The following is a 17,261-nucleotide window of genomic DNA, read 5'->3' on the forward strand; positions in this document are numbered from 1 at the left end:
TGAACGCAAATAAACGCGAATAAAGAAGAACTCTTTCATTCGCGTTTATTTGCGTTCATTTGCGGAAAAATTCTTCTCTTAAGCGAAGACGGTGTCGATGGCGTGGTCGAGGGTGGCGCGGATGTCGGCATCATCCGTGATCGGGCGCACCAGGGCCATGCGGCAGGCGGCGCGGGGCTCGACGCCGCGGTTGATCAGCTGGGCGGCGTAGACCAGCAGCCGGGTGGAGATCCCCTCGTCGAGGCCGTGGCCCTTCAGGTTGCGCGCGGCGTGGCCCACCTTCACCAGCTTGCCCGCCCGCTCGGCGTCGAGGCCGGTCTCCTTGGCGACGATGCCGGTCTCCACCGAGTCCGGGGCGTAGTCGAAGTCGAGCGCGGCGAAGCGCTGCTTGGTCGACTGCTTGAGGTCCTTCATCAGGCTCTGGTAGCCGGGGTTGTAGGAGATCACCAGCTGGAAGTCGGCGTGGGCGTTGACCAGCTCGCCCTTCTTGTCCAGCGGCAGCTGACGGCGGTGATCGGTGAGCGGATGGATCACCACGGTGGTGTCCTGGCGCGCCTCGACCACCTCGTCGAGGTAGCAGATGGCGCCGATGCGCGCCGCGATGGTCAGCGGGCCATCGACCCAGCGGGTCCCGTCGGCATCGAGCAGGTAACGGCCGACCAAGTCGGAGGCGGTCATGTCCTCGTTGCACGCCACGGTGATCAGCGGCCGGCCCAGCTTCCAGGCCATGTGCTCGACGAAGCGCGACTTGCCGCAGCCGGTGGGCCCCTTGATCATCACCGGCAGCCGCTCGGCGTAGGCCGCCTCGTAGAGCGCGACCTCATCGCCCTGGGCCTTATAGAAGGGCTCGGCGGTGACCTTGTACTGCTCGATGTCGATGCTCATGGCTGCTCCGTGGTTGGCTCGATGGGAAATAGCTGACCAGGGTAGAGGGGGATTTGCATAAGGTACAGTCAGAGTTTTTGATGCAATCGATAATCTATCGATTATCGATAAGGGGGGTTCTTGAGGTGGTGGTCCGATCGGCGTTCAAAAGCCGCTCCACGCGGGGGTTGGCACGCATCTCTCCGCTCATACCGCACTGCCGGCCCGACAACCGAAGACGATCCCCGGAGCCATCCCCTCTGGTTACGACGCTCCGCGTCGTAACCGGCCACCTTGGACGCTCCGCGTCCTGCCGTGCGGCACGGAGCACGGGCGGGAACCTCGTGCCACCGTTTGGCACGACGCAGAGCGTCGAAGAAGGGGCGTTGCCACGCAGAGCGTGGCAACGAGGGGAATAAAGGGGGTTCTTGAGGTGGTGGTCCGATCGGGTTTCAAAAGCCGCTCCACGCGGGGGTTGGCACGCATCTCTCCGCTCATACCGCACTGCCGGCCCGACAACCGAAGACGATCCCCGGAGCCATCCCCTCTGGTTACGACGCTCCGCATCGTAACCGGCCACCTTGGACGCTCCGCGTCCTGCCGTGCGGCACGGAGCACGGGCGGGAACCTCGTGCCACCGTTTGGCACGACGCGGAGCGTCGAAGAAGGGGCGTTGCCACGCAGAGCGTGGCAGCGAGGGGAATAAAGGGGGTTCTTGAGGTGGAGGTCCGATCGGCGCTCAAAAGCCGCTCCACGCGAGGGGTGGGCACGCATCTCTCCGCTCATACCATGCTGCCGGCCCGACGACCGAAGACGATCCCCGGAGCCATCCCCTCTGGTTACGGCGCTCCGCGTCGTAACCGGCCACCTTGGACGCTCCGCGTCCTGCCGTGCGGCACGGAGCACGGGCGGGAACCTCGTGCCACCGCTTGGCACGACGCGGAGCGTCGAAGAAGGGGCGTTGCCACGCAGAGCGTGGCAACGAGGGGAGAGTTTATTCGAATGGAAATGTCGCTTATCCAATCCACGCTGGAATTGAGGATCTGTCGGTATATGATTTGACGAATCATTATATGAAAAGTGATGATGGCGCTATGAGTAAATTTTTGAAGTCCTTCTTCAAGTTGGAGCCGCTTGATTGTGTATTCATTGATGGGGGCGGGGTCGCTTGTCATGTGGCTTCTTATTTGTAATGGGGTAATTGTCGTTTCCAAGTAATAGATGGAAATATTGTCGTTTTTCTTTCCATGGGCTTAGTTCTTCTTCCGTCAGCGATTGAGTTCCCTATACTGCCCAGTAGCTTTCAATTTTCTCCCAACAGCAAGTTCCAGTCAGGTTTTTTAGCTGTTTCACCCGCCCCACCAGCCAGTTCAGCTCCTCTTCGGTGATGTGGTAGTGCTCCGAGTAGCGAGCGTCGATGTAGGCCTTTTTCAGGAGCTGGAAGCGGCGGCGGTGGAGTTTGCTGTCGTGGGGGAAGATTTCGGCAAAGGTCTCGTTTTCGCGGATCGCCAGGGCGTTGAGCTGGACGAGGTCGTGGGTGTAGGGCTTGTAGTTGGTGAGTACCAGCAGCAGGCAGGCGTAGAAATGCTCGGTCGCTTGATGGAGCAGGAATGCGGCCTTGTTTAGGTAACCCTTCTGAATGGTGAATTCGGCGACCTCGACGAATTCACTGGCACTGGTGAACCAGTGCGCGAAGTCCCGCTCCGCGATCTCCTTGTATTCGGCCGGGGTGAGGTTGCCGGCCTTGGCCAGTTCCCGCGGGTCCGATTCGTAGAGCACGATCCCTTCCCGGCGGATGTCGGTGAAGAAGTACTGGCCGCGGGCAAGCGCGTCGTTCACTTCGGCGAGGGTGTGGACGATGAGGGTGAGGGGCGGGCGGACGCGCAGGCGGATGCGCTCTTCGGCGGTGTTCCAGAGTTTGAGGTCCTCCACCAGGGCCTGCTGATTGACGATCACCAGGATGTCGTAGTCGCTGACGTAGCCGGTGGCCGGCTTGTCGACCCATCGGCCGGTGGCGTGGCTGCCGAAAAGGATGATCTTCTGGATCTTGCCCTGCTTCTTCTTGCCGCCGGAGAAGGCAGTCACCTGTTCGAACTGGTCGCGCAGTACGGCGACGATGTGTTCCAGGTCGCGCTGCTTGGCGGCGGGCAGGTGGCAGAGGTCGTGGTTCATCGGGGCGGGCGGAGGTGTGGGTCGTCCGCGTTTCGTCGGGTTACTTGCCGACCGCGTCGGCGAAGATCTCGGCCGCCCACTGGTCCGGGCTCTTCCCTGCCGCCCGCGCCGCGGCCAGCACTGCGCCGTGCATCTCCGGGTCGACGTGCAGCGTCAGGTCGCCGCTGAGTGGCTGTTCCGCGGCGCGGCCGGTCTTCGCGCAGTCCTCGAGGTAGAAGTCGATGGCGCGGTGGAAGTCTCCGGTCAGTTCCTTGACCGTCTCTCCCTCGAAGGTGATGCGGTCGATCAGGCCCAGTACCTTGCCCCAGAAAAGGCCGTCCCGGGAGTCGAATTCGACGCTGGCGACGTAGCCGCGGTAGCTCAAGGTGTTCGGTGTCATGGGGTGATCTCCAGGTCGGTCAGCCAAGCCCTTATCTCTTCCACTTGGTAGCGCTTCGCCTCTTTCCACGGGTGGGGGCGGTGGGCGTGTTTGACGGAGTGCCCCAGTTGAAGGGCTACGCGGGAGCCGGAGCCTTCCCGGACCTCTCCGCCGAGCGCCAGGACCAGCGCTTCGATATCTGAAAACTTCACCGAACCGGAGGTGGCTTTGGTGAAGAGGGCTTCGAGCGTTTTGCGGTGTCGGGTGCTCATCCAAACGGTGGGTCTTGGATCGCTGTTTGGTATTGCATCGGGGGTACGGCGTGGTTGAGGGCCGCCGGTTGTGGTGTCGGTGGGTGGCGGGGGAACGCCTGAAGTGTATCTTTCCCGGTGTTTGGCGGGCAACTGGAGGCGTCGGTCTACTCGGCGTTGCGGGACGTTCCGGGGTTCGGTGACGGGTGCGAGCCATTGAAGAGCAGCGTGTCTCCGTTGATGCTCCCCTTTGCGTGGATGTGGGACGATGCTGGTGGACGATTTCATCGGGTTCCGGTGCGCAGGGTCGTAACCGCCCGCTTGGGTGCACTGCCTCCTGGTCGGGGTGGGAAGCACGCAAGGAGACACCCACCCGTGAGGTGCGGCGTGGGGCCTCTCGATGGGAGGTCGGCGGGAATCGATGGATGTTTGTGGCGACAAAATGTGACAACTGATAACGTATGTTTATTATTGATGGCGCCGGTCGCGGGAGGCGGCGTGCGCCGACTCCCCGGAAGGGGGCGGTGAGCATTGCATTTCAGGTAAAAAACAGGTTGCATCGGTAGTGAAGGGGAAAACTCCACGAATCGTGAAACTTTTCCTTTCCATTTGAACTTCCTACGGTTTTTCGAGACAAACGATAAGTCGACAAGTCATAATCCGGTCGGTTTCCCGCGGCTGCCACGGAATTTGGATAAGGGGTCGGGCGCCGTGGGAGGGGACAAAAAAAGGAAAGCAAGGAGTCCACATTCATGTCCATTCAGATCTTGCGCCGTGGGAGCCGCGGCCAGGAGGTGGTGCGCTGGCAGCAGTTTCTGGTCGGGCAGGGTTTCCTGCGCGGGGTGGCCGACGGGTGCTTCGGTGAGCTGACCGACAAGGCGACCCGTGCGTTCCAGCACTCCCGCGGGGTGGCGGGCGACGGCATCGTGGGGCCGCGGACCCTGGCGTCAGCGCTGATCGTGGGGTTCGATCCGGGGTTCGAGGACCCGCTGGACGAGGCGGAGAATCCGCTGCTGGCGGGGCGTTCGCCGCTGGAGCCGCTGAGCGATGCCGGACGGCGGGCGCTGTTCGGGGAGTACGAATTCGAAGCGGCGGGCTCGCCGCAGAACCCGGAGCGGGTCAAGGTGATCGGCGACTGGGAGCGGCGCAACATCAAGACGGTGGTGATCCCGCAGTTGCGCGGGGTGCCGGTGTTCGGTCGCTATAGCAGTGGGCGGATGCGCTTCCATCGCGCCGGCGAGACGCAGTTGAAGGGGCTGTGGTCGGCCTGGGAGAGGGAGGGCTTGTTGGAGAACGTGCTCAGTTACGACGGCGCCCACAACCCGCGTTTCCTGCGCGGCAGCCGGGATACCCTGAGTACCCACGCCTTCGGCATCGCCTTCGACATCAATGCCCGCTGGAATCGCCTCGGCGCGTTGCCGGCGAAGGCCGGGGAGACGGGGTCGGTGCGGGAGTTGGTGGGCTTGGCCAACGAGTACGGCTTCTTCTGGGGCGGGCACTTCCGGGAGCGGCCGGATGCGATGCACTTCGAGTTGGCGAAGTTGTTGTAGCCGCGGGATATCCAAAGATTGAAGGCCGGGCGTTGAGGCGTTTCCGGCCTTTTTTGTGTCCGCTCCGATCGGTCTGGTTACGACGCTCCGCGTCGTAACCGGTGCTCCTCGGACGCTCTGCGTCCTGGTTTGAGTTGGCGGGCTTCGCTTGGCGGCGGCGCCGACGCGGAGCGTCCAGAGGATGGGCGGGTGCCGGCGTGGATGCCGGGGTTACCACGCGGAGCGTGGTAACCAGGGGTGGGCTTGGTCGGGGGTTGGCAGGGAGTTTGGACTCATCCACTTTTTCCTGTCACCTGTCACCTGTCACCTGTCACCTGTCACCTGTCACCTACCCCAAATACCTCCCGATCGCCTCCAGCAGCGCCTCTTTGCGGATCGGCTTGGTGAGGTGTTCGTCGCAGCCGGCCTCGCGGCTGCGTTCGGCATCCTGCGGCATGGCGTGGGCGGTGAGGGCGAGGATCGGGGTACGGGCGCGCTGCGTCCCGGTTTCCCAGCGGCGGATCGCGGCGGTAGCTTGGTAGCCGTCCATCACCGGCATCTGCAGGTCCATCAGCACCAGGTCGAAGGGGGTCGTGCGGATTGCCTCCACCGCCTCCTCGCCGTTGCCGACCACGGTGAGCGCGTAGGGGCTCTTCTCCAGGTAGGAGCGGACCAGCAGGGCGTTGTCCTCCAGATCCTCGGCGAGCAGGATGTGGGCCTCGCGTGCCGGCGGCGCGGAGCGGGTGGTGCCCGAAGCGCCGGCGATCTCTTCGGGGGCCGCCAGCGGGAGGGTGACGGTGACGCGGGTGCCGCGTCCCTCTTCGCTTTCCAGCTCGACATGGCCGCCGAACAGGCGGGTGAGTCGCTGGACGATGGTCAGGCCGAGGCCGGTGCCGCCGTAGCCGCGGGTGATCGAGGAGTCGGCCTGGGTGAAGGGGGCGAAGATCTCCCGCTGTTTTTCGGCGGGGATGCCGATGCCGGTGTCGCGGATGGTGAAGCGCACCCGGGGTGGGGTGTCGGCCGTGGGGGCGACGTCGATCGAGACCTCCCCTTCGGGGGTGAACTTCACCGCGTTGCCGAGCAGGTTGGCGAGGATCTGGTTGAGGCGGGCGGGATCGCCGACGAGGGTGGCCGGAAGTGCCGGGTCGAGGTGGCAGGTGAGTCTCAAGCGCTCGTTCGGCTGGCCGATGGCGACCACCTTGAGGGTGCTCTCCACCAGCTCCCGAGGATCGAAGGGGAGCCGCTCCAGGGTGAGCAGGCCGGCCTCGATGCGGGAGAGGTCGAGGATGTCGTTGATCAGGCCGAGCAGGCTGTCGCCGGCCTGTTGCGAGACCTCCAGGTACACCCGTTGCAGCGGGTCGAGTTCGGTCTCGGCGAGCAGGTCGGCCATGCCGATGATGGCGTTCATCGGCGTGCGGATCTCGTGGCTCATCACCGCCAGGAAGTCACTCTTGGCGCGGTTGGCCGCCTCGGCGCTCTCCTTCGCCTCGCGCAGGGCCTGCTCGCGGGCCTTGCGTTCGGTGATGTCGAAGAAGCTGACCACCGCCCCTTCCCGGCGGCCGTTGCGATACATCGGGAAGGAACGCATCTCCACCGGCAGGGGGGTGCCGTCGGCGCGCCACAACAGCTCCTCCTCCGAGGTGTGGGGCTCGCCGCTGGCGATCACCCGTTCGGTGGGGCAGTCGCTGCGCGGGTAGGGGGTGCCATCCTCGCGGGTGTGGTGGATCTGCTGGTGGATGGGACGGCCGAGCAGCGCCTGCGGGTCGTCGTAGCCGAGCAGCCGGGCGCAGGCGGCGTTGGCGATGATGCAGCGCCCCGCGGGATCGACGCCGTAGATCCCCTCGCCGGTGGAGTCGAGGAGCAGCCGGACCCGCTCCTCGCTCTCGCGCAGCCCGCGGGAGAGGGGGGTGGTGATGCGCAGGAAGAGCAGGGTGCCGGCCAGGGTGAGGAGGAGGGCGATGGCGAAGCCGGTGGCGGCGGCCTGGAGGTACGGCCGGCGGATGGCGGCCAGCGTCTGTTGGGCGATGATCGCCATCTTCAGGTCGTGGACCGGCTCGTAGGCGGCGAGAGTGGCGACTCCGCGTTGATCCTTCCGGACCAGGGTGCCGGAGAGGCCGGCGAGCGCGCGGCGGGCCGCCTCGGCATCGGGGTGGTCGACCGGGAGTGGCGGGGGGCGGTGGTCCCGTTGCGGGGTGTGGTCGAAGACGAAGACGATCTGCTCCCCCTGGCGCACCGCGAGGAGCAGCTCCGCGCTGATGCCGGCGCCCCGGTCGCCGAGCCGATGGGCCTCGCTCAGCCGGTCGAGGAGGGTCTGGCGGACGCGGCGCTCGCGCTCCCCGGGGGGCAGATCGGCGTGGCGCTGGCGCTCGTAGAGGGCCGTCGCCTCGATCAGCCGTGCCTGGCTGCGGACCACGTCCTGAAGCCGCGCCTCGTGCTCGCCGAAGGCGGCGTGGTAGAGCAGCAGCAGGGTGCTGGCGCCGACCGCGGCGGCGACCGTTGCAAGGATCGCGATCAGCGCCAGGGTCGGGCGCCGCGGCGGCAGGCTAGGGAGGGCGTCGATCAACGGCGGGGAGGTGTGGTGGATTTGATGATGCTCCATCATTCATCTTGCTGTCTCGCATTGCAAGGATTCGTCCGTGCTCCGGGGTCGGAGGGCGGGGGTCAGGGGGCGAGCGAGGCGTCGGCGAGCAGGGTGGTGACCGGCGCTTCGCTCAATTGATCGAAGTCGTGGTGGTTGAAGGTGAGCATGCCGCCACTCATTTCGTACCACGAGAGGCCGGCGCCCCAGGGGGGGATCGGGCATTCGCCCTGGGGTTTACGCGGCAGACAGAGGAGCCTTCCGGGCAGGTAGATCAGGTTGTAGGTGATGCCGCGCCGGTGCAGGCGGGCGATGTACTCCCAGGCGGTGGTGGCGCTGTCGAAGGCCTCGCAGCGGGCGGGGTAGGGCTCGCCTCCACCGTTGTGGCGCCAGCGGGAATGGGCCACCGGCAGGGGCTCGGCGCGGGCGAAGAGCTGGAAGTGGAGGTGGTTGACCGAGGCGTGGGCACCGAGGGCGTTGTAGCCGAAACCGACCCCGTCGAGCCGCTCGCCGAGGGCGGCGGTGAGTTGCCAGATGTAGTGGTGGTGCGCCTCTTCCAGGAACTGGGGGTGGCCGGCGGGGCCCTCGGGCACGAGCAGGCCGTGGAGGTCGACGAAGGGGTATTTGTTGTAGAGCAGCGCCACCGGGCGCCCCTCCAGTTCGCCGCGCCAGAAGCACTCCTTCTCCAGGAACGGCTTGTTGAAGTGGAAACCGTCGGGGTTGAAGGGCTGGCGTAGCGTGGCCACCGCGGTGCCGCTCGCGCGCGGCGGGCGGAACGAGCGGAGGTGGTTGTACTGCACCTCCCACGGTCCCACCGCGCGGGTCTCGGTCTTCCTCAGCCGGTCGAAGCCGACGGCGATCATCTTCAGCATCACCATCAGGTCGTCGTCGGTGTCGCGCAGCGGGTGGCCCTCGGCCAATGCCTCGCGGTAGTGACGCTCCAGCTCGCCGAAGCGGTGGCGCAGGCGCTCCTCCAGGGTGGCGTAGACCTCGGCGTCGAAGGTGGCGTTGGCGGCGACCAGGATGAACGGGCCGAGGCCGTCGTGGTCGAGCAGCCGGCCGAGCCCCTCCTCGAAGGCGCGGCGCAGGTCGGCGGTGGAGTGGAAGGGGAGGGCGGTATCGGTCATCGGGCGTTCCGGGCGGGTGCGAAGGGGGCGACATTATAACGGCCCGCGTCGGGCGCGTTCGCGCTGCTCCGGGGCTCTTTGGCGGTAGCCCTCCACGTCGCCGTAGTCGATGAACTCCAGGTAGCGGGAGTGGGGATCGCGGGTACGCCGGGCGTGCTTGATCGGGCACCAGTACTGTTCGGTGCGCGCGCCGATCTCGCGGGCGTAGGCAAAGAGGCCGTTGGCGTAGCTGCAGTAGAGGCAGTTCACCTTCTCGATCAGGTTGAGGTAGCCGAGCGAGCCGCGGTCGACGACGACGAAGTCGTCGCGGGGCACCAGCGGGATGCGGTAGAGGCGGAAGCAGACCTGCTGGTAGAGGGTGATCGCCAGGTCGAACAGCAGTAGCGGGCCGATCAGCCCGTAGATGAACGGTGCGGAGAGGACGTTGCGCAGCTCCGCCTCGCCGAGGAAGCGCGGCAGGGTCTGTCTGAGGGTGCGGTGGTACTGGAGCACCCGCGCCTCGAAGCGCACCTTGCCCTGCTCCAGGCGGACGTGGAAGGCCTTGCGCCGTTGGTTGAGCTCCCGTTCCAGCTCCTCCTGGAGCTGGGCGAATTGCTGCATCAGTTCTTCGACTTTGCCGTTCATGATCGCCTCCGCGTGATGATGACCTCTTCTACCGCAAATCGGCGGTGGATGCGATGCGGGCGGCTCGTCGCGGCGGGGCGATTCTGCTGTAATGGGGCGATGAGCGAGAACGACATGCGCTGGACGCCGGCGGAGGAGCTGGACCGGCCCGACGAGAGCGGCGACTTGGTCGCCCGGTTGTTGGGAGAGCGCCCCTGACGCCCTTTACCTGTAGGAGCGGCCCTTAGGCCGCGATGGTCGGGAAGAATCGCGGCCTAAGGGCCGCTCCTACAGATGACGGCGAGGTAAAACACCCCACACCGTAGAGGCCGGTACGCCTCGTCCCCCGGCACACCCTACCGGGCCGGATGCCCCGCGAAGCAATGCTGAAAAGGCGCCAGCCTTTTCAGTGCTGGAGGCGGTAGCTGTCGAGGCGGCGGATGCTCAGCGCCAGGAAGGTGAGGATGAAGAGCAGGTAGTAGGCGAGGTCCGCGCTGCTGATCAACCCCTTCAGCAGCCCCTCCTGGTGGCGCAGCAGCGAGAGGTAGTTGAACAGCCCGCTGGCCCGGTCCTCCTCGCCGGCGCCGCCCGCCCAGTCGATGATCCACAGCAGCAGCAGCAGGCCGAAGGTGCTCACCGCGGCGACCACCGGCTGGTCGGTGAGGGTCGAGATGAACAGCCCCGCGGCGGCGAAGGCGGCGAGCAGCAGGCCGAGTGCGATCACCCCGGAGGCGAGCTTGCCCAGGTCCAGCTCGCCGCCGGCGAGCAGCGACAGCGGCATCAGCGCGATCATCACCAGCATCACCGCGAGGAAGGCGAGCAGCCCGAGGTACTTGCCGAGGATGATCTCGCTCATCGACAGCGGCGCCGAGAAGAGCAGGCTGAGGGTGCCGCTGCGGCTCTCCTCGCTCACCGTGCGCATGGTCAGCATCGGCACCACCAGCAGCAGGATGATCGCCGCGTTGTTGAACAGCGGCGCGACCACGATGTCGGTGATCCCCGGCGCCCCCTCCAGGCCGACCAGCTGCGGCTGCACCTGGGTGACGAAGAACTCCACCTGGGCGAGGAAGATGTAGGCCATGATGAACTGCACCACGGCGAGGATCGCCCACGCCAGGGGGGAGAGGAACAGCGCGCGCAGTTCGCGCTGGGCGATGGTGAGGATCATCGGGTGGCCTCCGCGGGGTGGCCGTTTTCGGGGTGGGGGCGCTCGCCGCAGGTCAGGTTGACGAAGATCTGCTCCAGGGTGGCCCGTTCGGGGGTCAGCTCGGTGAGGCCCCAGCCCCTTTCCGCGGCGGTTTCGGCGAGCCGCGCCGCGGGGCTGTGGCCGGGGGCGAAGCGGATGTGGAAGCGCCCCTCGCCGGCCGGCTCCACCCCGCCGACGTCGTCGATGCCGCTCAGCTCGTCGAGCGCCGGTGGCCGTTGCAGGTCGATCAATAGTGAGGTGGCCTCCAGCCGGTGGTCGAGCCCCTCGATGGAGTCGCTGTAGACCAGCTCGCCGCGGTGGATGATCTGCACCCGCGAGCAGGCCGCCTGCACCTCGGGGAGGATGTGGGTGGAGAGGATCACCCCGTGGTCGCGGCCCAGCTCGCGGATCAGCTCGCGGATCTCGCGGATCTGGATCGGGTCGAGGCCGACGGTGGGCTCGTCGAGGATCACCACCGCCGGGGTATGGATGATCGCCTGGGCGATGCCCACCCGCTGCTGGTAGCCCTTGGAGAGGTTGCCGATCAGCCGCCGGCCCACCTCGGTGAGGCCGCAGCGCTCCTTGGCCCGCTCCACCGCCCCCTTGATCCGCGCACCGGGGATGCGGTTGAGCCGCGCGCAGTAGCCGAGGTATTCGTCCACCGTCTGTTCACGGTAGAGCGGCGGCTGCTCCGGCAGATAGCCGAGCGAGGCCTTGGCCCGCTTCGGCTCGTCGAGCAGATCCACCCCGTCGATCTCCACCCGTCCTGCGCTCGGCGCGAGGTTGCCGGAGAGGATGCGCATGGTGGTGGTCTTGCCGGCGCCGTTGGGGCCGAGGAAACCGAGCACCTCGCCCTTGTGCAGCTCGAAGCTGACGTTGCGCAACGCCATGGTCTCGCCGAAGTGGCGGTAGAGGTGCTCCACCCGGATCAACACGTCGCTCATGGTCCGCTACGTCCTAAATTATTGGATAGACAGAGCACAGGTCCATCTCCTGCTAAAATTCGCGGCCACAAATGATAGCCCAGAAATGGGTCCTGGCTGTTTCCGCCCGGTGAAAATCGAGAATGAACAAAAAAAACCTCCACCTCGGTGTCGACACCGGCGGCACCTTCACCGATTTCGTCCTTTTCGACGGCCATACCCTGCGGGTCCACAAGGTGCTCTCCACCCCGGCGGCGCCGGAGGAGGCGATCCTCCAGGGGGTCGACGAGCTGGGGGGCGTGGGCGAGGGGCGGGTGGTCCACGGCTCCACCGTCGCCACCAACGCCGTCCTCGAAGGGAAGGGGGTGCGCACCGCCTACGTCACCTGCTACGGCCTCGGCGACCTGCTCACCATCGGCCGCCAGGCGCGGCGCGCGCTCTACGACCTGCAACCGCCGCCGGTGGCGCCGCCGGTGCCGGCGGAGCTCTGCCTGGAGACCGGCGGGCGCTGCGACCCCGACGGCGAGCTGGTCGACCCGCTGCCCTTCGACGAGCTGGAGCGGCTGCGCGCCGAACTGGAGCGCCTCCAGCCGCGCGCGGTGGCGATCAACCTGCTCTTCTCCTATGTGGAAGAGCACTGGGAGCGGACCATCGAGTCGATGATGCCGGAGGGGCTCTTCGTCTCCCGCGCCTCCGACATCCTCGCCGAGTACGGCGAGTACGAGCGCGGCATCGCCACCTGGCTCAACAGCTACGTCGGCCCCCTGGTGGAGGGCTATCTGCAACGGCTGGAGGTGGGGCTGGCGGGGGCGCCGCTGGCGGTGATGCAGTCCTCCGGCGGCACCATCGACGCCGCCCAGGCGGGCCGGCGGGCGGTCAACATGCTCCTCTCCGGCCCTGCCGGCGGCCTGATGGGGGCGCGCTTCGTCGGCCGGGCCGCGGGGTGTGAGCGCTTGCTCACCTTCGACATGGGGGGCACCTCCACCGACGTCGCGCTGATCGACGGCGAGGTGCGGCTGACCGGCGAGGGGCGCATCGCCGGCTACCCGGTGGCGGTGCCGATGGTGGAGATGCACACCATCGGCGCCGGCGGCGGCTCGCTCGCCGCGGTGGACGCCGGCGGCCTGCTCCAGGTGGGGCCGGAGTCGGCCGGCGCCGCCCCCGGTCCCGCCTGCTACGGCCGCGGCGGCGAGCGGCCCACCGTCACCGACGCCAATCTGGTGCTCGGCCGGCTGCGCCCCGAGGCCTTCCTCGGCGGGCGCATGGCGCTGGATGCGCTGGCGGCGCGGGCGGCGCTGGCGCGCATCGCCGAGCCCCTCGGCCTCACCGTCGAGGAGGCCGCCGAGGGGGTCCTGCGCATCGCCAACGAGCACATGGCCCGCGCGCTGCGGGTGATCTCGGTGGAGCGCGGCATCGATCCCCGCGGCTTCACCCTCACCTCCTTCGGCGGTGCCGGCGGTCTCCACGTCTGCGCCCTGGCCGAGGCGCTGGGGATGGCGCGGGCCCTGGTGCCGGTGCACGCCGGGGTGCTCTCGGCGCTGGGCATGCTCGCCGCCCCCAAGGCGCGCCGCCTCTCCCGTTCGGTCACCGCGCTGCTCGCCGACCTCTCCGCCGAGCAGGTGCGCAACCACTTCGACGAGATGATCCTGCAGGGCGAGCAGGAGATGCTCGCCGAGGGGGTCCCCTTCGAGGCGGTCACCGTGGAGCGCGGCGCCGATCTGCGCTACCACGGCCAGTCGTTCACCCTCAACCTGCCGTGGGAAGGGGCGGCGGCCACCGCCCAGGCGTTCCACCGCGCCCACGAGGCGCGTTACGGCCATCGCCTGGAGGCCCCGGTGGAACTGGTCAACCTGCGCATCGGCCTGCGCGGCCCGACCCCTGGGCTGGCGCTGGCGCCCATCGCCGCGGCGGGCGACGGCCGCCCCGCCGGCGAGGCCCGCCTCCACGGCATCGACCGTTCGGCGCCGGTGTTCGTTCGCGAGCGGCTGCACGCCGGCCAGCGGATCGAGGGGCCGGCGCTGATCACCGAGGCGGTCTCCACCACCTACCTCGCTCCCGGCTGGTGCTGCCGGGTGGACGACGTCGGCAACCTGCTGCTTTCCCGCGGGTGATACCGTGATGCGACGCGTCCTCTTCGCTCTGCTGCTGTTGCCGCCGCTGGTGGTGGCCGATGACTTCCCGCCCTTCTTCGTGGTCGGCGACTACCGGCTGATCGGCCAGCGGCCCGATTCGTCGGAGACCTACGCGGGGCGGGTGGAGATCGCGGAAAGGAAAGGCGGCGGGTTGACCGGCCGCCGCTCGGTCGGCGGCGAGTCGGTGGTCATGGAGGTGGCGCTGGAGCGGGCGCTGGCGGGGGAGGCGCAGGTGCTGCGTATGCGCTTCACCGAGGAGGGGGTGGCTTATGAAGCGACCTGCCTGCTGCAGTCGGACCTGGACAACTACGCGCGGATCAGCTGCTACCGCTATCGCCGCGACGGCGCCACCCGGCGGCCGGGGCTGGAGGCGCTGTTCATCGAGACCGATGGCGACTTCGAAACCGCGCGGGAGCGGGGGCTGTTGATGGACAGGATGGAAAAGCTGAAATACTGATCCAGGTGGCGTCGGAGCTGCGGAGGCGGGTCAGCGCCGGCCGGCCTTCAGCGCCTCCTCTACCCGAGCCATCAGGCGGCCGGTCACCTTGTGGCTGCGGCGTTCGATTTTCGAGATATATCCCTGACTCACACCGAGGCGGTCGGCCAGCTCCTCCTGGCGGATGCCCGCCTCGATCCTCATCGCCTTGACCGGGTTTTCCACATAGCTGCCGACCTGGAAGGGGATCAACTCGTTCTCGTCGTCGGGTTTCCCGGTGAGTCGCAGGTACTCTTCATAGGGGATGACGGCAAACGCGGGCTGGCCGTCGTCGTAGATGATTTGGGGCTTGCTCATCGGTAGATCTCCCGGCGGTGGCCGACGCGCATTACTTCGATGATGTGGATCTCATCATCACGGTTGAACTTCACCCGATAAGCGCCGATGCGCAGGCGGAATCGGGCGTCCGGGTCATTGGTCAGCGGCTTGATGTCGAGCGACGGGTCGCTCGGGTCATGACCGAGCATGGCGATCTCCTCGACCACCTTTTCACGCATGACGGCGGGGAGCTTTTTCAGCTGTTTGTCAGCGCGTCGGGTGATGAGGACTTGGTAGCTCACTGGGTAATATTATTACCTGTATTACTCGGGAGTAAATGGGGGGCGATCAATAGGGCGGGCCGTGCCCGCCGCGGCATTGAATCCCGGTCCGCCGGTGATGCCGACGGAGAGGCCGCGGCGGGCACGGCCCGCCCTTGAGGAGAGAGCCGTTCTAGTCGCGGCCGTAGAGGGCGAAGGTCCACGCCTCCTGGAGCACGTGGCCGCTGCTGGCGGCGGTGAAATCGGCGAAGGTGAAGCCGTCGTTGAGGCCGAGCATGGTGTCGAGGGCGTAGACCTTGAAGACGTAGGTGTGGTTGCCGCCGCCGCTGGGCGGGCAGGGGCCGCGGTAGCCGGTGGTGCCGAAGGTGTTGACGCCGTTGACCCCGCCGTCGGGGGCGCTGGCCCCGTTGCCGGCACCGCCGGCGAGGGTGTGGGAGTAGCTGGCGTCGACCGGGATGTCGGCGACCAGCCAGTGGTCGAAGGTGTCGAAGCCGCTGTCGCCGGCGTTGACGTCGTAAACGTAGACGGCGAAGGAGGCGGTGCCGTCCGGGGCGGAGGTCCAGGAGAGCGCGGGCGACTGGTCGGCGCCGTCGCAGGTGTACTCGGTGGGCATCGTCACCGTGGCACCGGTCTGGTCGTCGGAGGCCGGCAGCACCCCGGCGAGCAGGCGCAGGGCGGTGGTGTCATACAGGTGGTTGAGGACGAAGACGCCGCCCTGCAGGGCGAAATTCCCTTCGAAGCGGTAGGCGCGCTGGCCGATGGTGGCGTCGACGTTGTAGAGGTAGAGGGTGGCGCTGGAGGGGTCGTACTGGTTGGAGCTGTAGACCGTGCCGTCGGCGGTGAGCGGGGTCAGTTGGACCAGGGAGAACTCCGCGTTGGGGGACGTGGCGGAGAGTTCCAGCGCGGCGCTGTAGTAGAGGGGGTCGCCGTCGCCGTAGACCGCCACCATCGGGATGTCGAGGCGGCCGCTGGTGGCGTCGTAGGTGGCATTGTCGGCGTAGGTGACCTCGGCGGCGGCGGGGCCGGCGGTGAGCGCGAGGGTCGCCAGCAGGGTCGAACGGATCGATCGGTTCATCGGTTGACTCCTTAAGGACTTCGTACTTCGTGATTTTGCCGGTTGTCGCGTCGATGTGCGCGACGGCCGGACACGGCGCGCGCGCCGGGTGGCGGAGAGTCTACGGCCCGCTGGACGGCGGGCTATAAAAAAATGGTAAAGCTTCCCGGGCGAACGGTCTTTTTCGTGACAAACGGTATGGTTTTTTTCTCCGGGTGGCCGGTTTCCGGAGGGGGGGGTCAGCCGGCGATCGCGCCGGCCCCTTCGTCGGTCCACTCGATGGCTTCGAGGAAGGCCCCTTCGAGCAGTGCGGGGTCGATCTCGCCGGGGTTGATCTCGGACCAGTGCCACTGCTCGTAGGCGAGCGTCCAGCTCAGGGCGTGGCCGGCGGGGCCCTCGCGGCGCAGCAGCGCGGCGCGTAGTGCTGCGGAGAGCGGGAGCTGTTGGATGATCTGCTCCATCGGCTGGTCCATCAGGGCGTCGAGGGTGGAGAAGAGGCCGGTGGTGAAGAACAGATCGGGGTCGGCCTGGTCGGTGCGCCGGGCGATGTTCTCGCACATCCGGGCGCGGATCATGGCGATGCGCGAGAGCGCCCGCGGCTTGTCCTCGATGCCGGCGGCGATCAGCAGCGAGGCCCAGTTCTTGAGCACCTTCTGGCCGAGGAAGACGATCGCCTGGCGGATCGAATCCACCTGCTTGGGCAGGCCGAAGAAGGCGGAGTTGACCAGCCTTAGCAGACGGTAGCTGAGGGTGACGTCGCCGCCGAGCACCCGCGCCAGGTCGTCGATGGTGGCCGCGGGATTGTTCACCTCGGCGAGCAGTTGCAGCACGGAGAGGCGGTTGGCGGTGAGGCGCTGGCCCTGGATCACCTTGGGGCGGCTGAGGAAGTAGCCCTGGAAATAGTCGAAGCCGAGGCTGCGGCAGAACTCGAACTCCTCCGGGGTCTCCACCTTCTCGGCCAGCAGTTCGAGACCGTAGCCGCGCAGCAGATCCACCTGGCGGGGCAGTTCGCGGCGGTCCGCCTTGGGCAGCTCCAGCTTCACCATGTGGGCCAGCTTGAGCAGCGGCAGATGGTGTTCGCTGTAGATGAAGTCGTCGAGGGCCAGCCGGTAGCCCTGTTGTACCAGCCGCTCCAGCCCCGCCAGCACCTCGGCGGTGGGCTCCACGTCCTCCAGCACCTCGAACACCACCCGCTCCGCCGGGAAGGGGAGCTTCTCCTCCTCCATGAAGAAGGTCTCGGGGCAGTTGATGAAGGCGAACGAGTCGCCCACCACCCGCTCCAGCCCCAGGTCGATGAAGGCGCCGGTCACCACCTCGGAGGTGGCCTGCCGGCCGTCGGTGATGCGGGCGGCGTTGTCGGTGCCGTCGCGGAACAGCAGTTCGTAGGCGTAGATCCCCAATTCGCGGTCGAAAATGGGTTGACGCCCGATGTAGAAGGGTTGCATGGCA

16 protein-coding genes are annotated in these 17,261 nt (G+C 67.1%); 3 read left to right on the top strand and 13 right to left on the bottom strand.

Going from position 1 to position 17,261, the window contains the following annotated elements; all coding sequences use genetic code 11:
- Nucleotides 1-78: 78 nt before the first annotated feature.
- The 4 genes from ACYQ2W_RS07390 to ACYQ2W_RS07405 all read right to left on the bottom strand — a co-directional run bounded on the left by ACYQ2W_RS07390 (nucleotide 79) and on the right by ACYQ2W_RS07405 (nucleotide 3,666).
- Nucleotides 79-885 (bottom strand): CbbQ/NirQ/NorQ/GpvN family protein, encoded by an 807-nt coding sequence (locus tag ACYQ2W_RS07390; protein ID WP_459864808.1) that lies wholly within the window; start codon nucleotides 883-885, stop codon nucleotides 79-81.
- A gap of 1,263 nt (nucleotides 886-2,148) precedes the next feature.
- Nucleotides 2,149-3,036: a HEPN domain-containing protein gene (locus ACYQ2W_RS07395; RefSeq protein ID WP_459864811.1), complete on the bottom strand. Its 888-nt coding sequence runs from the start codon at nucleotides 3,034-3,036 to the stop codon at nucleotides 2,149-2,151.
- A 40-nt stretch (nucleotides 3,037-3,076) separates the two neighbouring features.
- Nucleotides 3,077-3,415 (bottom strand): type II toxin-antitoxin system HicB family antitoxin, encoded by a 339-nt coding sequence (locus ACYQ2W_RS07400; protein ID WP_459864813.1) that lies wholly within the window; start codon nucleotides 3,413-3,415, stop codon nucleotides 3,077-3,079.
- The gene (locus tag ACYQ2W_RS07405) at nucleotides 3,412-3,666 is read right to left on the bottom strand and encodes a type II toxin-antitoxin system HicA family toxin (RefSeq protein ID WP_459864815.1); all 255 of its coding nucleotides are present in this window, start codon (nucleotides 3,664-3,666) and stop codon (nucleotides 3,412-3,414) included. Before ACYQ2W_RS07405 ends, ACYQ2W_RS07400 begins: the two co-directional genes overlap by 4 nt.
- 731 nt (nucleotides 3,667-4,397) lie before the next feature.
- Between ACYQ2W_RS07405 and ACYQ2W_RS07410 the strand changes: the two genes are divergently transcribed.
- Nucleotides 4,398-5,195, top strand: a complete 798-nt coding sequence (locus ACYQ2W_RS07410) for a M15 family metallopeptidase (protein ID WP_459864817.1) — start codon at nucleotides 4,398-4,400, stop codon at nucleotides 5,193-5,195.
- 328 nt (nucleotides 5,196-5,523) lie between these two features.
- On the opposite strand, the gene ACYQ2W_RS07415 is transcribed toward ACYQ2W_RS07410, so the two are convergent.
- The 5 genes from ACYQ2W_RS07415 to ACYQ2W_RS07435 form a co-directional block, all read right to left on the bottom strand.
- Nucleotides 5,524-7,773, bottom strand: coding sequence for a hybrid sensor histidine kinase/response regulator (locus ACYQ2W_RS07415; RefSeq protein ID WP_459864819.1), 2,250 nt, complete (start codon nucleotides 7,771-7,773; stop codon nucleotides 5,524-5,526).
- A gap of 62 nt (nucleotides 7,774-7,835) precedes the next feature.
- Nucleotides 7,836-8,879, bottom strand: coding sequence for a hypothetical protein (locus tag ACYQ2W_RS07420; protein ID WP_459864822.1), 1,044 nt, complete (start codon nucleotides 8,877-8,879; stop codon nucleotides 7,836-7,838).
- A gap of 33 nt (nucleotides 8,880-8,912) precedes the next feature.
- Entirely contained in the window at nucleotides 8,913-9,503 is a 591-nt protein-coding gene (locus ACYQ2W_RS07425; RefSeq protein WP_459864825.1) for a hypothetical protein, read from the bottom strand.
- Nucleotides 9,504-9,888: 385 nt separating this feature from the next.
- On the bottom strand, nucleotides 9,889-10,650 hold the full coding sequence (locus ACYQ2W_RS07430; protein ID WP_459864827.1) for an ABC transporter permease subunit: 762 nt from the start codon (nucleotides 10,648-10,650) through the stop codon (nucleotides 9,889-9,891).
- The gene (locus ACYQ2W_RS07435) at nucleotides 10,647-11,612 is read right to left on the bottom strand and encodes an ABC transporter ATP-binding protein (protein WP_459864830.1); all 966 of its coding nucleotides are present in this window, start codon (nucleotides 11,610-11,612) and stop codon (nucleotides 10,647-10,649) included. Before ACYQ2W_RS07435 ends, ACYQ2W_RS07430 begins: the two co-directional genes overlap by 4 nt.
- Nucleotides 11,613-11,734: 122 nt before the next feature.
- Between ACYQ2W_RS07435 and ACYQ2W_RS07440 the strand changes: the two genes are divergently transcribed.
- Entirely contained in the window at nucleotides 11,735-13,702 is a 1,968-nt protein-coding gene (locus ACYQ2W_RS07440; RefSeq protein ID WP_459864832.1) for a hydantoinase/oxoprolinase family protein, read from the top strand.
- A gap of 7 nt (nucleotides 13,703-13,709) precedes the next feature.
- Complete coding sequence (locus ACYQ2W_RS07445) at nucleotides 13,710-14,180, top strand: hypothetical protein (protein ID WP_459864835.1); 471 nt, start codon at nucleotides 13,710-13,712, stop codon at nucleotides 14,178-14,180.
- Nucleotides 14,181-14,210: 30 nt separating this feature from the next.
- On the opposite strand, the gene ACYQ2W_RS07450 is transcribed toward ACYQ2W_RS07445, so the two are convergent.
- The 4 genes from ACYQ2W_RS07450 to ACYQ2W_RS07465 form a co-directional block, all read right to left on the bottom strand.
- A complete protein-coding gene (locus ACYQ2W_RS07450) occupies nucleotides 14,211-14,516 on the bottom strand; it encodes a helix-turn-helix domain-containing protein (RefSeq protein WP_459864838.1) in 306 nt (101 codons plus the stop codon).
- Nucleotides 14,513-14,779 (bottom strand): type II toxin-antitoxin system RelE family toxin, encoded by a 267-nt coding sequence (locus tag ACYQ2W_RS07455; protein ID WP_459864840.1) that lies wholly within the window; start codon nucleotides 14,777-14,779, stop codon nucleotides 14,513-14,515. The genes ACYQ2W_RS07450 and ACYQ2W_RS07455 overlap by 4 nt, the downstream gene beginning before the upstream one ends.
- A gap of 151 nt (nucleotides 14,780-14,930) precedes the next feature.
- Complete coding sequence (locus tag ACYQ2W_RS07460; RefSeq protein ID WP_459864843.1) at nucleotides 14,931-15,833, bottom strand: YbhB/YbcL family Raf kinase inhibitor-like protein; 903 nt, start codon at nucleotides 15,831-15,833, stop codon at nucleotides 14,931-14,933.
- A 218-nt stretch (nucleotides 15,834-16,051) separates the two neighbouring features.
- Complete coding sequence (locus tag ACYQ2W_RS07465) at nucleotides 16,052-17,257, bottom strand: EAL and HDOD domain-containing protein (RefSeq protein ID WP_459864846.1); 1,206 nt, start codon at nucleotides 17,255-17,257, stop codon at nucleotides 16,052-16,054.
- Nucleotides 17,258-17,261: the final 4 nt, after the last annotated feature.

The sequence above is a fragment of the Endothiovibrio diazotrophicus genome (assembly GCF_054657215.1).

Bases quoted from the DNA above. Each gene is read 5' to 3' on its own strand.
- ACYQ2W_RS07415 (WP_459864819.1), bottom strand. From the start codon at position 7,773: ATGGAGCATCATCAAATCCACCACACCTCCCCGCCGTTGATCGACGCC.
- ACYQ2W_RS07435 (WP_459864830.1), bottom strand. From the start codon at position 11,612: ATGAGCGACGTGTTGATCCGGGTGGAGCACCTCTACCGCCACTTCGGC.
- ACYQ2W_RS07430 (WP_459864827.1), bottom strand. From the start codon at position 10,650: ATGATCCTCACCATCGCCCAGCGCGAACTGCGCGCGCTGTTCCTCTCC.
- ACYQ2W_RS07460 (WP_459864843.1), bottom strand. From the start codon at position 15,833: ATGAACCGATCGATCCGTTCGACCCTGCTGGCGACCCTCGCGCTCACC.
- ACYQ2W_RS07465 (WP_459864846.1), bottom strand. From the start codon at position 17,257: ATGCAACCCTTCTACATCGGGCGTCAACCCATTTTCGACCGCGAATTG.
- ACYQ2W_RS07405 (WP_459864815.1), bottom strand. From the start codon at position 3,666: ATGAGCACCCGACACCGCAAAACGCTCGAAGCCCTCTTCACCAAAGCC.
- ACYQ2W_RS07450 (WP_459864838.1), bottom strand. From the start codon at position 14,516: ATGAGCAAGCCCCAAATCATCTACGACGACGGCCAGCCCGCGTTTGCC.
- ACYQ2W_RS07400 (WP_459864813.1), bottom strand. From the start codon at position 3,415: ATGACACCGAACACCTTGAGCTACCGCGGCTACGTCGCCAGCGTCGAA.
- ACYQ2W_RS07425 (WP_459864825.1), bottom strand. From the start codon at position 9,503: ATGAACGGCAAAGTCGAAGAACTGATGCAGCAATTCGCCCAGCTCCAG.
- ACYQ2W_RS07440 (WP_459864832.1), top strand. From the start codon at position 11,735: ATGAACAAAAAAAACCTCCACCTCGGTGTCGACACCGGCGGCACCTTC.
- ACYQ2W_RS07395 (WP_459864811.1), bottom strand. From the start codon at position 3,036: ATGAACCACGACCTCTGCCACCTGCCCGCCGCCAAGCAGCGCGACCTG.
- ACYQ2W_RS07390 (WP_459864808.1), bottom strand. From the start codon at position 885: ATGAGCATCGACATCGAGCAGTACAAGGTCACCGCCGAGCCCTTCTAT.
- ACYQ2W_RS07410 (WP_459864817.1), top strand. From the start codon at position 4,398: ATGTCCATTCAGATCTTGCGCCGTGGGAGCCGCGGCCAGGAGGTGGTG.
- ACYQ2W_RS07420 (WP_459864822.1), bottom strand. From the start codon at position 8,879: ATGACCGATACCGCCCTCCCCTTCCACTCCACCGCCGACCTGCGCCGC.
- ACYQ2W_RS07445 (WP_459864835.1), top strand. From the start codon at position 13,710: ATGCGACGCGTCCTCTTCGCTCTGCTGCTGTTGCCGCCGCTGGTGGTG.